This is a genomic window from Actinomadura latina NBRC 106108, assembly GCF_001552195.1.
GTDB classification, from domain to species: Bacteria; Actinomycetota; Actinomycetes; order Streptosporangiales; family Streptosporangiaceae; genus Spirillospora; species Spirillospora latina.
Genome location: NZ_BCQS01000003.1, coordinates 383955 through 396261 on the forward strand (window position 1 = coordinate 383955; position 12307 = coordinate 396261).

Genomic DNA, 12307 nt, shown 5'->3' on the forward strand with positions numbered 1-12307 from the left:
CGCAACCGCGTCGACGCGCCCAACATCTTGGGGTTGCGCAAAGATCGTCAACTACATGTAGGGTTCAATCCCGTGCTGGTACGCCCCCGCCGTTCGCGGCGGGGGCGTCGTGAGAGGGAACCCGGTGTGAATCCGGGGCTGCCCCGCAGCGGTGAGCGGGAACGACCGCCGTCATCGAGCACTGGGCCCGCTACGGGCCTGGGAAGCGACGGCCAGTAGGACGCCTCCATGAGGCGACGCCCGCGAGTCCGAAGACCTGCCAGTTCGAGGAAGCCGGGCGACCGCAGTGGAGCTCCAGCGGAGCGAGGCTCGCCCGACCGACTCTTCGGGAGTCCGGGGGTCGTCCCCCGGACCGACACGTCCAGGCCTCGCGGGTGGGCCGGAGGGCGGAGCGCGGCGTGCCGTCGCGTCCCGTCCGCATGCCTCCGCGAGGCGGCTTGCGAGGGGAGACGCACGTGACACAGGCTCTGGCCGCGCCGCCGGCGGCCGCATCGTCTTTGCGGGGGATCATCGCGGAGGTCGAGGCCGCCTGCGACGGCATACCGGACGTCGAAGCGGGCCGGGTGCTCGCCGCCGTCCGCTCCGGGAACGGGCTGGACGCCGCGGCGCTGCGGGACCTCGCGATCGGGGAGGCCGCCGCCCTCGTGCCCGCCGAACCCGGCTACTCCAAGGTCGCCGCGCGGCTGCTCGGCGCCCGGATCCGGGACGAGGCGGCGTCCGCCGGCGTCGTCGCGTTCGCCGATTCGGTCGCCACCGCGCACCGCGAGGGCCTGCTGGCGGACGCCCCGGCCGCCTTCGCCGCCGCCAACGCGCCCGCCCTGAACGCGCTCGTCGACGACTCCGCCGACGAGCGGTTCGAGTACTTCGGGCTGCGCACCCTCTACGACCGGTATCTGCTGAGGCATCCGCGGTCGCGGCTCGTCCTGGAACACCCGCAGCACTTCCTGCTCCGCGTGGCCTGCGGCCTCGCCGGCACCGTGGACGAGGCGGCCGAACTGTACGGGCTGCTCAGCACGCTGTCGTACCTGCCCAGCTCGCCGACGCTGTTCAACTCGGCGGCGCGCCGCCCGCAGCTGTCGTCCTGCTTCCTGCTCGACTCGCCGCGCGACGAGCTGGAGTCGATCTACGAGCGGTACGGGCAGGTCGCGCGGCTCAGCAAGTACGCGGGCGGCATCGGGATCTCGTGGACGAAGGTCCGGTCCCGGGGGTCGCTGATCCGCGGCACCAACGGGCATTCGAACGGGATCGTCCCGTGGCTGCGCACGCTCGACGCGTCCGTCGCCGCCGTCAACCAGGGCGGGCGCCGCAAGGGCGCGGCCTGCGTGTACCTGGAGCCGTGGCACGCCGACGTCGAGGAGTTCCTCGAACTGCGCGACAACACGGGCGAGGACGCGCGCCGGACCCACAACCTCAACCTCGCCAACTGGATCCCGGACGAGTTCATGCGCCGCGTCGAGGACGACGCGACGTGGTCGCTGTTCGACCCGAAGGAGGTCCCCGAGCTGGCCGACCTGTGGGGCGACGCGTTCGACGAGGCGTACCGGGCGGCGGAGCGGGAGGGGCGGTTCGTCCGGCAGATCCCGGCCCGCAAGCTGTACGGGCGCATGATGAGGACCCTGGCCGAGACAGGCAACGGCTGGATGACGTTCAAGGACGCCGCCAACCGCGCCTGCAACCAGACCGCGGAGCCGGGGCAGACCGTCCACCTGTCGAACCTGTGCACGGAGATCCTCGAGGTGACGAGCGACGGCGAAGCGGCCGTCTGCAACCTCGGATCGGTGAATCTGGCCGCGCACGTCACGTCCGCCGGGGTCGACTGGGAGCGGCTTCGTTCGACCGTCCGTACCGCTGTCCGCTTCTTGGACCGCACCATCGACAGGGGCTTCTACCCCACGCCGGAGGCGGAGAAGGCCAACCGTAAGTGGCGACCGGTCGGCCTGGGCGTGATGGGCCTGGCGGACGTCTTCTTCACGCTGCGCCTGCCGTTCGACTCGGACGAGGCCCGCGCGCTCTCCACACGCATCGCGGAGGAGATCGCGCTGGCCGCCTACGGCGCGTCCGCCGATCTCGCCGCCGCCCATGGGCCGCTGCCCGCGTACGACATGACGCGCACCGCGCGAGGCCAACTCCACATCGACCACTTCCCGGACGCGGCGCCGACCCGTCCCGCCGAATGGGAGGCGCTTCGCGCTCGCGTGGCCGAGGTCGGGCTCCGCAACTCGCTGCTGATCGCGATCGCGCCGACCGCGACGATCGCGTCCATCGCGGGCTGCTTCGAGTGCGTCGAGCCGCAGGTGTCCAACCTGTTCAAGCGCGAGACGCTGTCGGGCGAGTTCCTGCAGATCAACGGCTACCTGGTGGACGACCTGAAGTCGCTCGGCCGGTGGACGCCGTCCGTCCGGGAGGCGATCAAGAAGGCGAACGGGTCCGTCCAGGGCCTCGCCGACCTGCCGGACGAGATGCGCGTCCTCTACCGGACGGCCTGGGAACTGCCGCAGAAGGCGCTCATCGACCTCGCCGCCGCCCGCACCCCGTACATCGACCAGGCGCACTCGCTGAACCTGTTCATGGAGACGCCGACGATCGGCAAGCTCTCCTCGATGTACGCCTACGCGTGGCGCGCGGGCCTCAAGACGACCTACTACCTGCGTTCCCGCCCGGCGACGCGCATCGCGCAGACGACCGTCGCGTCCGCCGCCGTGTGCTCCCTGGAGAACCCCGAGACTTGCGAGGCCTGCCAGTGAGCGCGCGAACGGAAGGGCACGGCATGCTGCTCGATGCCGGCATGGACTTGACCTTGCGGCCCATGCGCTACCCCGATTTCTACGAGCGGTACCGGGCCGCGATCCGCAACACGTGGACGGTGGAAGAGGTCGACCTCGCGTCCGACATGGCCGATCTGGCCCGCCTGACGCCCGCCGAACTGCACCTCGTCAACCGGCTCGTCGCGTTCTTCGCCACCGGCGACTCGATCGTGGCGAACAACCTGGTGCTGAACCTCTACAAGCACGTGAACGCCCCGGAGGCCCGGCTCTACCTGTCCAGGCAGCTATATGAGGAGGCCGTCCACGTACAGTTCTACCTGACTCTCCTGGACACCTACCTGCCCGATCAGGACGAGCGCGCGCGGGCGTTCGCGGCGATCGAGCACATCCCGTCCATCCGGGCGAAGGCGGAGTTCTGCTTCCGCTGGATCGACTCGCTCGGCGCCCTGGACGAACTCCGCTCCGCCGCCGACCGGCGCACCTTCCTGCTCAACCTCATCTGCTTCGCGGCCTGCATCGAGGGGCTGTTCTTCTACGGCGCCTTCGCCTACGTGTACTGGCTCCGGTCGCGCGGCCTGCTGAACGGCCTCGCCTCCGGGACGAACTGGGTGTTCCGGGACGAGTCGATGCACATGGAATTCGCGTTCTCCGTGGTGGACACCGTCCGGGCCGAGGAACCGGAGCTGTTCGACGCCGAGCTGACGTCCCAGGTCACCGCGATGCTGGAGGAGGCCGTCCAGGCGGAACTGGCCTTCGCCCACGACCTGTGCGGCGACGGGCTGCCCGGCATGAGCGCCGGCGACATGCGCGCCTACCTCGAATACGTGGCGGACCAGCGGCTCGTCCGGCTCGGCCTCCCCGCCCGCTACGGCACCGCGAACCCGTTCGCGTTCATGGAGCTGCAGGACGTCCAGGAGCTGTCCAACTTCTTCGAGCGGCGGGTTTCGGCGTACCAGATCGGCGTGGAGGGGAACGTCACCCTCGACGAGGCGTTCTGAACTTCTCGGACCGGGCACTCGTTGAACGGAGACCTAGGCCGAGGAGGACGAACATGCCTGTCGTCGACCGGATCATGAGGTACGCGCGGGGCCCGCAGGGCCGCAGGATGCGGGCGAAGGCCGAACGCTACGCCCGCGACCCCCGCACCCAGGCTAAGGCGCGCGGCCTGCTCGCCCGGCTACGCGGAGGCGGTGGCCGCCGACGCCACTGACGCCTCCCCGCGACGCCGCCCGCGCGTCCCGACAGGCGGGCGGCGTCCGCGCGGCGCCGCCTGGGGGCGGCGTTCACCTGGCCGGGATCGTGCTCAGAACCTTTCCTCGCGGCCTGGTGGACGCCGCTTCCCCATTGGGCGCCCGCACCGGCGCGCCCGGACGCCGTTTTGCACGGTCACCGTTCCTCCCGCCCGATGCCGCGATGCCGCCGGGACGACCCTAGGCTGCCCTGCATGACCGGCGAGTACCAGCACTGGGAGAACGTCCCGACGCGGTGGAAGGACAACGACGTCTACGGGCACGTCAACAACGTCGTCCACTACTCGCTCATGGACACCGTCATCAACGAGTGGATGATCCGGACGGCCGGTTTCGATCCCGCGGCGTCCGACGCCATCGGCCTGTGCGTCGAGTCGCACTGCGAGTACAAGGCCGAGGTGTCGTTCCCGGACGCGATCAAGATCGGGCTGCGCATCGGCAAGCTGGGCCGCTCCAGCGTCCGCTGGGAGATCGGAATGTTCCGCGCGTCCGACGAGGCACTGGTCGCCGAGGGCCATTTCGTGCACGTCTTCGTCGACCGGCACACCCGCCGCCCGGTGGAGATCACGGGCACCGTCCGCACCGAGATGGAGAAGCTGCTCACCCCATGATCGAGACCCGCGCCGCCGTCCTCGTCGAGTCGGGACGCCCCGCTCCCTACGCGTCCTCGCGCCCGCTGGAGATCACCGACCTGCGCCTCGACCCGCCCGGCCCCGGCGAACTCCTGATCAGGATCGGCGCGGCGGGCCTCTGCCACTCCGACCTGTCGGTCATCAACGGCTCCCGTCCCCGCCCCCTCCCGATGGCACTCGGCCACGAGGCGGCGGGCGAAGTGATCGAGACCGGCCCCGGCACGGAATTCGCTCCGGGCGACCACGTCGTCCTCGCGTTCGTCCCGGCCTGCGGCCACTGCGAGCGCTGCGTCGCCGGACGTCCCGCCCTCTGCGGCCCCGGCGCGCAGGCGAACGGCGCGGGCACCCTGCTCGGCGGCGGCAAGCGCTTCGTCGCCCCGGACGGCACCCGCCCCAACCACCACCTGGGCGTCTCGGCGTTCTCCGAGTACACCGTCGTCTCGTCCCGCTCCGCCGTGAAGATCGACCGCGACCTCCCGTTCGACATCGCGGCCCTGTTCGGCTGCGCCGTGCTGACCGGCGCCGGCGCCGCGCTCTACAGCGCCGCCGTGACCCCCGGCGACACCGTCGCCGTCTTCGGCCTGGGCGGTGTCGGCCTGGCCGCCGTCCTCGCCGCCAAGGCCGCCGGCGCCGCGACGGTCTACGCGATCGACCTCGTCCCGGACAAACTCGACCTAGCGGAGAAGCTGGGCGCGCACCCTGTCGAGGGCGGCCCGGACGCCACCGAAGCCCTCCGCGACCTGACGCCCGGCGGCGCCGAGAAGGTCATCGACACGACAGGCGTCGTGCCCGTCCTGGAACAGGCCTACGCCGCCACCCGGCCCGGCGGCACAACGGTCACCGTCGGCCTGCCCGCCCCCGGCGCCCCCCTGTCGCTCCCGGCCCTCAGCCTCGTCGCCGAGGAGAGGACCCTGCGCGGCAGCTACCTGGGCTCCTGCGTCCCGCGCCGCGACGTCCCCCGCTTCATCGCCATGTACCGCAACGGCACCCTCCCCGTGGACGCCCTGCTCTCCGGCCGCCTCCCCCTGGACGACATCAACTCGGGCTTCGACCACCTCCACACCGCCAAGGCCGTCCGCCAGATCGTCACATTCTGAGGACGTCCATCCCTGCGTCCCAACGACCTGAAACACCCCCAGCGCCTCCCACACCCGCGACCGGGCCCGGCCGCAGGAATAACCAACCACTGCAGCAGGGCTTCGACCCGCCAGCCCAGCCACCGCCCCTGACCCGGTCAGGATCGGTCACGTGCCCTGGCCAATGCGACCCGGTACTCGCCGAGCCACTCGGCGTCGGCCTGGTCGGGTGGGATGCCGTCCAGCCCTTCGGCCAAGAGCGCCGCCGCGTTCGAATGGTCGCCGATGCCGAGCTGCGCGACGCCGATGTTCAGGGCGAAGAACGGCCTGGAATACCAATAGACGGGCGGCGGTGGTTCGATATCGTCAGCGGCCCGGGCGGCGGCCTCGTCCAGAAAGCGTCGCGCACGGTCGGCCTCCCCGAGCGCGGCGTATCCCTGCGCGGCCTGCAACCGGTCGAACGTCGCCTGGACGGGATGGCCGCCCGGCGTGGCCAGTGCCGCCATTGACGCGCGCACGACCCCGCGAGGACGGCCCTGCTGCCGTGCGACATAACCACGGAACGAGGTGGCGATCCCCGCGACGGTGCCGTCGCCGAACTCGTCGGCCATCTCCTCGCCGACCCCGAACAGGGCGATCGCCTGCCTGTCGCGTCGCACCGCCGCGTTCAGCCACCCGGCGTACACGGTCCACTCGGCGACGATGCGGCCGAGTCGTCCTCGCAGCGGGCTTCGAACGTCCTTGAGCGTCGCCATCAGGGCGTTGAGCTGGGTGGAGACGGTGACGAGGAGGGCTGCGGCTCCGAGCGCGTCCTCCAGCCTCCGCTGCCCGGCCAGGACGGCGGCGAGCGTGTCGAGCACTGGGGCATCGATCCGTGCGGGCCGCAGGGTCGCAAGAGTGAGGCGCTCGGTGTCGTCCGGGGTGATCCCGTCGGTGTGCCAGTGGACGCCGGGGGAGTGCGGGTAGTCGCCGAAGAGGTCGTGTTCGTTGCGGCCGGTGGCCTTGGCGTAGAGGGCGCGGTAGTCGGGGCGCGGGACGAATCTCCCCGCCTCCCACTGCTTGATCATCGCGACGAGCGATTCGGAGCTGGGCAGGGCGACCCGGACGCCGGGGGCGGCCGCCTCACGCAGACGCTGGGCCATCGTCGTGCGCGACCAGTAGGGCGGAGCCTCGCGCGCCTCGCGCAGCCGCGCGCCGATGGCCTTCTTGCCGGGGGAGGTCACTGCACCGCACCTTCCGACCGTCGTGGGGGAGGAGGAACTCTCCCCTATTCCTCCCCCAACTCTCCCCTGGTCGCCCCGCCGCTGCCGCATGTTCACTAACAGTGATCGAAGTACTACTCATACATATCCCCTGGAAAGGGGTCATCTTGGACGAGATTGAGCGGGTCAAGGCCCGTTTTCGGGAGGAGTTCCCGGGCTGGAGCATCATCCGGACCGACCGGGGACGCTGGTGGGCGACTCGCGGGCCCCTCACCCGTGAAGACCTCAACCGGGAGGCGTCCGCCGACGCCGACACCCCCGAACAACTCGCCGAACGCATCCGGGCGGTGCTCCGTGCCCGCTGAGATCGCCGCACGCCGCCACCTGCTGCGGTGGCGGACCCGGCTGGGACGCGCCACCGCCACCCGCAACCTGGACCTGCTCGCCGTCGCCGTCCAAGCGAAGGGCTACCGGCACATCAAGCTCTACCAAGCCGGCGAACTCCCCACCCGGCCGCCGGTGCTGTGGGTCTTCGCGTTCGGGCCGGACGACCACGTCCGCGCCGCGGTGACCGTTTGCGCCACGTCCGGCGGGAGCTGGGCCTACTACGAGGCCGGACGCGGATGGCACGGCCACCTCGCCCCGTGCGGCGACACCGAGCACGCCGCCGAGCAGGTGGACACGCTCCTCAAGCACCGCATGTTCCCCGCCACCTGGTAACACCGCACGCCGCCGGCGGTATCCCGATGATCCGTTTCCCCGAGGACTACTCGGGCCGGACGAGCAGCGCCGCGCCCACCGCCCGGCCGCATACATCGATCGAGATGGACGCCGACATCGACCAAGCCCTCGACCACCTGCGCCGCGCTTTTCCCGGCCTGTGCATCTGGCATTGCGAATACAGCGGTTCGCTGTGGGCGCTCCTCCCGGACCGCCTGGTCGAGGCGAAGACGTCCACCGACCTCGCCCGTCGGCTCCACGCCGCCCTCGCCCCGCAACGCCCGCCCGCATTTCGCGAACCGGCAGTACACCCGGCGGATGGCGTCCGGCACGCAACGGTCACGCCCGGCCCGCCACCCCGCTCCCATGACGAGACCGCGTGTCCTCGGCCCAACGCAGTCAGCCGTCCCCGCCCCACTGCCAGGACTGAGAACGTCCCCCATGGTTCGCGGCCGTCCCCCCGTCGGCTCGACGGAAGCTGGAGCCTCTCGGACAGAGGCTGGCGGAGCGCCGCACCGTCCCGCGTCAGGGGCATCGTCCACTGGCTCCTCACCACGTGCATCCACCTGACCGCCGCCGTCCCGCGGTGACGCATGTGAGACGTGGGCGCCATTGCTTCTGAGCCGGCGCCCCCATCTGGGGGCCGGCGAGTTCGGTCGACCTGTCGCCGTCCTGGACGAGCAGTGATCCAAATACTGTTCCGGTCATGCCGGGGACTTTTGCGTTCGTGAACTTTGTGGGGTCTTCGAATTTGGGCGGGGACCCATGTCGTCGGGCTCGTCGGGTGGTTGCGCAACGTGACCGGAGTCCTTGGTTGTGGCGGTTGCGGAAGCCGAAGGCGGTGCGGGCTTCTGGGACGATCTTCGTGCTCCGGCCTCCTCACTGTCCGCGGCCAGGGGGTGCATTGCCAGATGGGTGTTCCGCTATCAGTCTCTGGAGGTCGAATGTGAGGATCATTGCATAGTCGTCGATCGCGGCCATTTTTTCGAAGATATCCTTGGCCACCGTCTCCTCATGTGCCTTGTCGCTGTCAAAAGAGCGCAGTGTGACGACTATCGGGTATTGGGAAAAATTCATGCCGAAGTCGTCTTCGAAATCGTGGTGCAGTTCGACCTCTACTGCCACGTCACGAGTTCGCCCAGCGTAGGCGATAGGGTTGTCTTTCGTGTCGAACTTGCGCATCTTGCAGTTCGCGGCGGTCGCTATGTCGGTCACGAGTTGATCGATCGAGTTGCTCGTTCGGATGAATATTTCGTGATAGCTGCTCACGTTGCCCCTCAAGGCCAGGTTATGTCGTACCCGTCGCCAAGGATTCGGATTGAATCCATGCGTCCGGGATTGTGGCGTAGGAACCGGTTCAATCCTTCTCTGGCGCCATCTTCTGTCAGTCCGCTGCCGCGGGCGTCGATGATCGCACTAGGTGCCTGTCCCTTCGCTGTATTCAGGGCGTTCTTGATGCTCCCGGGTACGGCACCTGGTTTAAGGCTTTTGAACTCGACTGGAACGTCGTCCACGAGAGCATCCGGTGTCCGCACTCTGTCGACCTTGGATTCTGGCACGGCCTCCACACGGCGGCCCTCTGAAATCAGTAGATCCGCGATCAAGCGCTCTTTTTGGTTGAATGTCTTTCTGGATTCATCGAGTTTTCCAGCTCCGGCGAGCGATGGCTGTGTGTCGGCTGGCTTTGTGTCGATATTCGGTTGTTTGGGAGACTCGGGGTGAGGAGTGGTTGGATGACGAGCCGCCGAGGGTTTCTCGGATAGTTTGCTGGTTTTGGAGGCTTCGGCGGCGGCTTGTTGGAGGGCGCGGGCGGAGGCGGCGGTTTCGGTTCTGCCGGTGCGGCGGAGGGCTGTGGCCAGGCGGGCGGTTATGCCGGAGCCTGAGCCGGTGCCGCCGGTCACTGCTGTTATGACGATCGTGGGGGCGGCCTCGCCGAACGCGCGGACGGGGTCGCGTTTCCATTCTTCCCAGTTGATGGTGGCCTTGGCGAAGGCGACCGGGTGTTGGACGCCTTGGGCGAGGCCCTGAATCTGGCCTACGGGGCCTCGCTCCAGCCAGCCCTTCGGTTTGATCGCTATGTAGAAGGGGGCGGTCATCGGGTTGCCGGCCAACGCGCCGAGGCCCATGTCCTTCACGCCTTGGCCGAGGCCGGGGAGGTAGTGGTGGGCGTAGGCGTTCCAGCCGTCGTGGAACACGTTGCCGGTTTTGGCGGGCTGGACGACCTGTTGGCGGTCGGTCTTGAGGAGTTCGTCGCGGCTTCGGCGTACTTCGGACTTCTGCTGGGAGATCGTGCGCGCGGCTTGTGAGATCGTCCTGGCGGGGGCGGTGCTGAGGGCGAGGTTGGCGAGTATTTCGGAGAGGGCCTGGGCGGCGCCCTCCCAGGAGTTCGAGGCGCGCGTCAGTTCCGCGCTGAGCTGGTCGAGCTTCTCCGGTGAGCCGCTGCGGACGGCCGATGCGGGACGGCCTCCCCGGGGTGCGCCCGGGATGTAGGGGTCCAGGACGCGGGGCGGGCCGGCGCCCACGGCCAGGTGCCGGACGGAGTCGAAGGCGGCGTAGAAGGCGGAGCGCACGTCCTCGTGCTGGTTCGCGAAGGTCTTCTGGAGGCGGTCGGCGGCCGGGCCCACCAAGGCTCCGTCGAGGAGGAGCGTGTGGGCGCGTTTCAGGGCGGGGCCGTCTTCTTCGGCTAATCGTTTGACGTGCGGTAACAGGGAAGCCGCTTGTTCTGCTCGGTCCATCGCACCTCCCGCCCGACGGGTTGTCAGGTTAGAGGTTGCGAACAGGTCGGGCTAGGGGGAGCAAGTGGCTGTTCAGGTGAGCACTTGGGTGGTGAGGAGTTGTCCGAAGTCCCTCTCGAAGGATTCGTAGAGGGTGCGGAGGGCGGGGCCCGGCCATGCGGCCGGGAGGAGGGGCGGGGGCAGCAGCGGGTCGTTCAACAGGTGGCGGAGGACGGCGGCGGCCAGGGTGAAGCGTTCGGCTATTTCGCTGGCGGACGTCAAGGCGGCGCGGAGGGCGTCGGCCTTGGTCGTCCAGGCGTCCAGGTCCCAGAGGGTGGCGGCCAGCAGTGCCGGGTCCTCTTCGGGGCGGCCCGTCAGGAAGGTGCACTGGCGGACGACCGGGTCCGGGCGGGTGCGGGTGAGGTTGGCGGGACGCAGCCAGGTGCCCTCGCGGAGTTCCGCGAGGCGGAGCGCGGACATGGCCTGGCGGAGTGCGGCGCGGTCGGCGGCGGGGCGGCGTTCGGCGGTGATGACGGCGATCTCCCAGGTGCCGTCCCAGGGGAGGGTCTGCGGGGAGCGGCTCTCGTCCTGGCGGGCCTGGCGGGCGAGGAGGCGTTCGGTGAGCGTGTACGCGCCGTCGGACTGGACGAGGTCGCCGGCGGCCACCATCCGGGAGAGCGCGACGCGGATCGTCCCCTCGGCGATGCCGAACAGGTCGCCGACGCGGACGAGGTAGCGGGCGGGGAGGCGGGGCGGATGGACGCCGAGCAGTGTGCTCAGCACGACCGAGCGGGCGGTGAGCGGGCGGATCTCCGGGCTGTCCATGGCTGGCCCCGACCCTACCGGGAAGGTGTCAGCCCACCCTGATGTGCCACTCGCCCTGCGCCTCCACGAGGAGGAAGGCCGAGCCCGCCAGCTCGCCTTCGGCGGACGAGATCCCTTTACCGGACAGGACGCGCGGGCCTCGCTGGAATTCCGGGGTCAGTTCGGTGACGGTGTACGCGCCCCCTTCCCTGTGCTTCATCTGGATTCGTGCTGCGCCGCCGATGTACCGGCAGATGAACGAGCCGCGTGACGCGATGGCCTGTTCGAGGGGTGGGACGCTGTCACCCGCTTGCAGCCAGGTCGACCATGTGCCGGTGCATGTGATGCGCAGCTGGACGGGCCATTCGGTTTCCAGCGGGAGCGGCAGGACCAGGCGGAACGGCTGGGGTTCGCTGCCCAGCCGCACGGCCTTTCCCTGCTGGACGTGGTCGACCTGCCCGCTTCCATGGAGCCGGACGATGAGCACCGACGGCACGTCCCATTTGGGGCGGCGCAGCGCCGCCTCACGTCGCCTCGGTCTTTGACGTGGGCTCTCTTGCTCAGATTCGGGGGTGCCACTTTGAACGGCGCGGGCTGCTTGCCGGGGCGGGAGGGGCGGGGCGCCGGGGGACGGCGCGCGGGGACGGGTGGTGGACGGACGCCCGTCGCGATCGGCGGCAGTCCCTCGGTGAGGCGGATCGCGTCCGCGGCGCACACGTCGACGTCGCGCGGGGTGCCGCCCGGCGGGGCCCAGGCGACGCGGTTCACCGACGGCCCGTGCCGGGCGTCGAAGAAGCAGAGGGGACGGCCGTCCAAGGCGGCTTTGACCTGGGCGAGGGTGCGGCGTCCCTCCGCGAGTGTGTGCAGGACGTCGGCGGCCTCCTCGCGGTCCCGGTCGCCCAGGAAGTGCACCTTGGCCTGCTCGTAGGCGTCCAGGACGCGGCCGTAATCGGCCATCAGGTCGGGTCGGCGCCGTGTTCCTCCGGGTCGAGGGTGAGCCGCGCGAGTTCCTCGCCGAACGCGGTGATCTCGGCCTCGACCTGAGCCAGTTCGTCCTCGCGCCGCCGCTTGAAGATCCCGAACACCGCCCCACCCCCCCTGATCAGGCAGAGGGTACCGACCTCATCGTTTGCCGTGCGATGCC

Annotated in this window: 14 protein-coding genes and 1 riboswitch; of the genes, 8 read left to right on the top strand and 6 right to left on the bottom strand. The window is 69.9% G+C overall.

The window, feature by feature from the left end; all coding sequences use genetic code 11:
- Positions 1-59 precede the first annotated feature (59 nt).
- Positions 60-278: riboswitch (cobalamin riboswitch) on the top strand.
- Positions 279-455: 177 nt separating this feature from the next.
- From AL2_RS02545 to AL2_RS02560, 5 genes are all read left to right on the top strand, one after another.
- Complete coding sequence (locus AL2_RS02545) at positions 456-2744, top strand: ribonucleoside-diphosphate reductase subunit alpha (protein ID WP_067628703.1); 2289 nt, start codon at positions 456-458, stop codon at positions 2742-2744.
- Positions 2745-2806: 62 nt separating this feature from the next.
- Positions 2807-3763, top strand: coding sequence for a ribonucleotide-diphosphate reductase subunit beta (locus AL2_RS02550; protein ID WP_245666267.1), 957 nt, complete (start codon positions 2807-2809; stop codon positions 3761-3763).
- Positions 3764-3816: 53 nt separating this feature from the next.
- The gene (locus AL2_RS37980; protein WP_168444682.1) at positions 3817-3975 is read left to right on the top strand and encodes a hypothetical protein; all 159 of its coding nucleotides are present in this window, start codon (positions 3817-3819) and stop codon (positions 3973-3975) included.
- 234 nt (positions 3976-4209) lie between these two features.
- Entirely contained in the window at positions 4210-4626 is a 417-nt protein-coding gene (locus AL2_RS02555) for an acyl-CoA thioesterase (RefSeq protein ID WP_083945864.1), read from the top strand.
- On the top strand, positions 4623-5744 hold the full coding sequence (locus tag AL2_RS02560; RefSeq protein ID WP_067628708.1) for a zinc-dependent alcohol dehydrogenase family protein: 1122 nt from the start codon (positions 4623-4625) through the stop codon (positions 5742-5744). The genes AL2_RS02555 and AL2_RS02560 overlap by 4 nt, the downstream gene beginning before the upstream one ends.
- Positions 5745-5881: 137 nt before the next feature.
- Here AL2_RS02560 and AL2_RS02565 read toward each other — a convergent pair whose 3' ends face one another.
- Positions 5882-6946, bottom strand: coding sequence for an NsdA family TPR-like regulatory protein (locus AL2_RS02565; protein ID WP_067628711.1), 1065 nt, complete (start codon positions 6944-6946; stop codon positions 5882-5884).
- Between the two features lie 146 nt (positions 6947-7092).
- Between AL2_RS02565 and AL2_RS02570 the strand changes: the two genes are divergently transcribed.
- The 3 genes from AL2_RS02570 to AL2_RS37175 are packed head-to-tail and all read left to right on the top strand — an operon-like array spanning position 7093 to position 8235.
- Positions 7093-7290, top strand: coding sequence for a hypothetical protein (locus tag AL2_RS02570; protein WP_210748142.1), 198 nt, complete (start codon positions 7093-7095; stop codon positions 7288-7290).
- A complete protein-coding gene (locus AL2_RS02575; protein ID WP_067628714.1) occupies positions 7280-7645 on the top strand; it encodes a hypothetical protein in 366 nt (121 codons plus the stop codon). The genes AL2_RS02570 and AL2_RS02575 overlap by 11 nt, the downstream gene beginning before the upstream one ends.
- A gap of 26 nt (positions 7646-7671) precedes the next feature.
- On the top strand, positions 7672-8235 hold the full coding sequence (locus tag AL2_RS37175) for a hypothetical protein (protein WP_157437973.1): 564 nt from the start codon (positions 7672-7674) through the stop codon (positions 8233-8235).
- 289 nt (positions 8236-8524) lie between these two features.
- On the opposite strand, the gene AL2_RS02580 is transcribed toward AL2_RS37175, so the two are convergent.
- The 5 genes from AL2_RS02580 to AL2_RS39700 all read right to left on the bottom strand — a co-directional run bounded on the left by AL2_RS02580 (position 8525) and on the right by AL2_RS39700 (position 12248).
- Positions 8525-8914, bottom strand: a complete 390-nt coding sequence (locus AL2_RS02580; protein WP_067628716.1) for a hypothetical protein — start codon at positions 8912-8914, stop codon at positions 8525-8527.
- Positions 8915-8922: 8 nt separating this feature from the next.
- On the bottom strand, positions 8923-10380 hold the full coding sequence (locus AL2_RS39695) for a CdiA C-terminal domain-containing protein (RefSeq protein WP_210748143.1): 1458 nt from the start codon (positions 10378-10380) through the stop codon (positions 8923-8925).
- Positions 10381-10452: 72 nt separating this feature from the next.
- Positions 10453-11184 (bottom strand): PaaX family transcriptional regulator C-terminal domain-containing protein, encoded by a 732-nt coding sequence (locus tag AL2_RS02595; RefSeq protein WP_067628722.1) that lies wholly within the window; start codon positions 11182-11184, stop codon positions 10453-10455.
- Positions 11185-11212: 28 nt separating this feature from the next.
- Positions 11213-11659, bottom strand: a complete 447-nt coding sequence (locus AL2_RS02600; protein ID WP_157437974.1) for a hypothetical protein — start codon at positions 11657-11659, stop codon at positions 11213-11215.
- Between the two features lie 460 nt (positions 11660-12119).
- Complete coding sequence (locus AL2_RS39700) at positions 12120-12248, bottom strand: hypothetical protein (protein WP_281181564.1); 129 nt, start codon at positions 12246-12248, stop codon at positions 12120-12122.
- Positions 12249-12307: the final 59 nt, after the last annotated feature.

What these genes read in the sequence shown, in the direction of transcription:
- AL2_RS02550 (WP_245666267.1), top strand. Translation starts at nt 2,807, where the DNA reads ATGCGCTACCCCGATTTCTACGAGCGGTACCGGGCCGCGATCCGCAAC.
- AL2_RS37980 (WP_168444682.1), top strand. Translation starts at nt 3,817, where the DNA reads ATGCCTGTCGTCGACCGGATCATGAGGTACGCGCGGGGCCCGCAGGGC.
- AL2_RS02555 (WP_083945864.1), top strand. Translation starts at nt 4,210, where the DNA reads ATGACCGGCGAGTACCAGCACTGGGAGAACGTCCCGACGCGGTGGAAG.
- AL2_RS02560 (WP_067628708.1), top strand. Translation starts at nt 4,623, where the DNA reads ATGATCGAGACCCGCGCCGCCGTCCTCGTCGAGTCGGGACGCCCCGCT.
- AL2_RS37175 (WP_157437973.1), top strand. Translation starts at nt 7,672, where the DNA reads ATGATCCGTTTCCCCGAGGACTACTCGGGCCGGACGAGCAGCGCCGCG.
- AL2_RS39695 (WP_210748143.1), bottom strand. Translation starts at nt 10,380, where the DNA reads ATGGACCGAGCAGAACAAGCGGCTTCCCTGTTACCGCACGTCAAACGA.
- AL2_RS02595 (WP_067628722.1), bottom strand. Translation starts at nt 11,184, where the DNA reads ATGGACAGCCCGGAGATCCGCCCGCTCACCGCCCGCTCGGTCGTGCTG.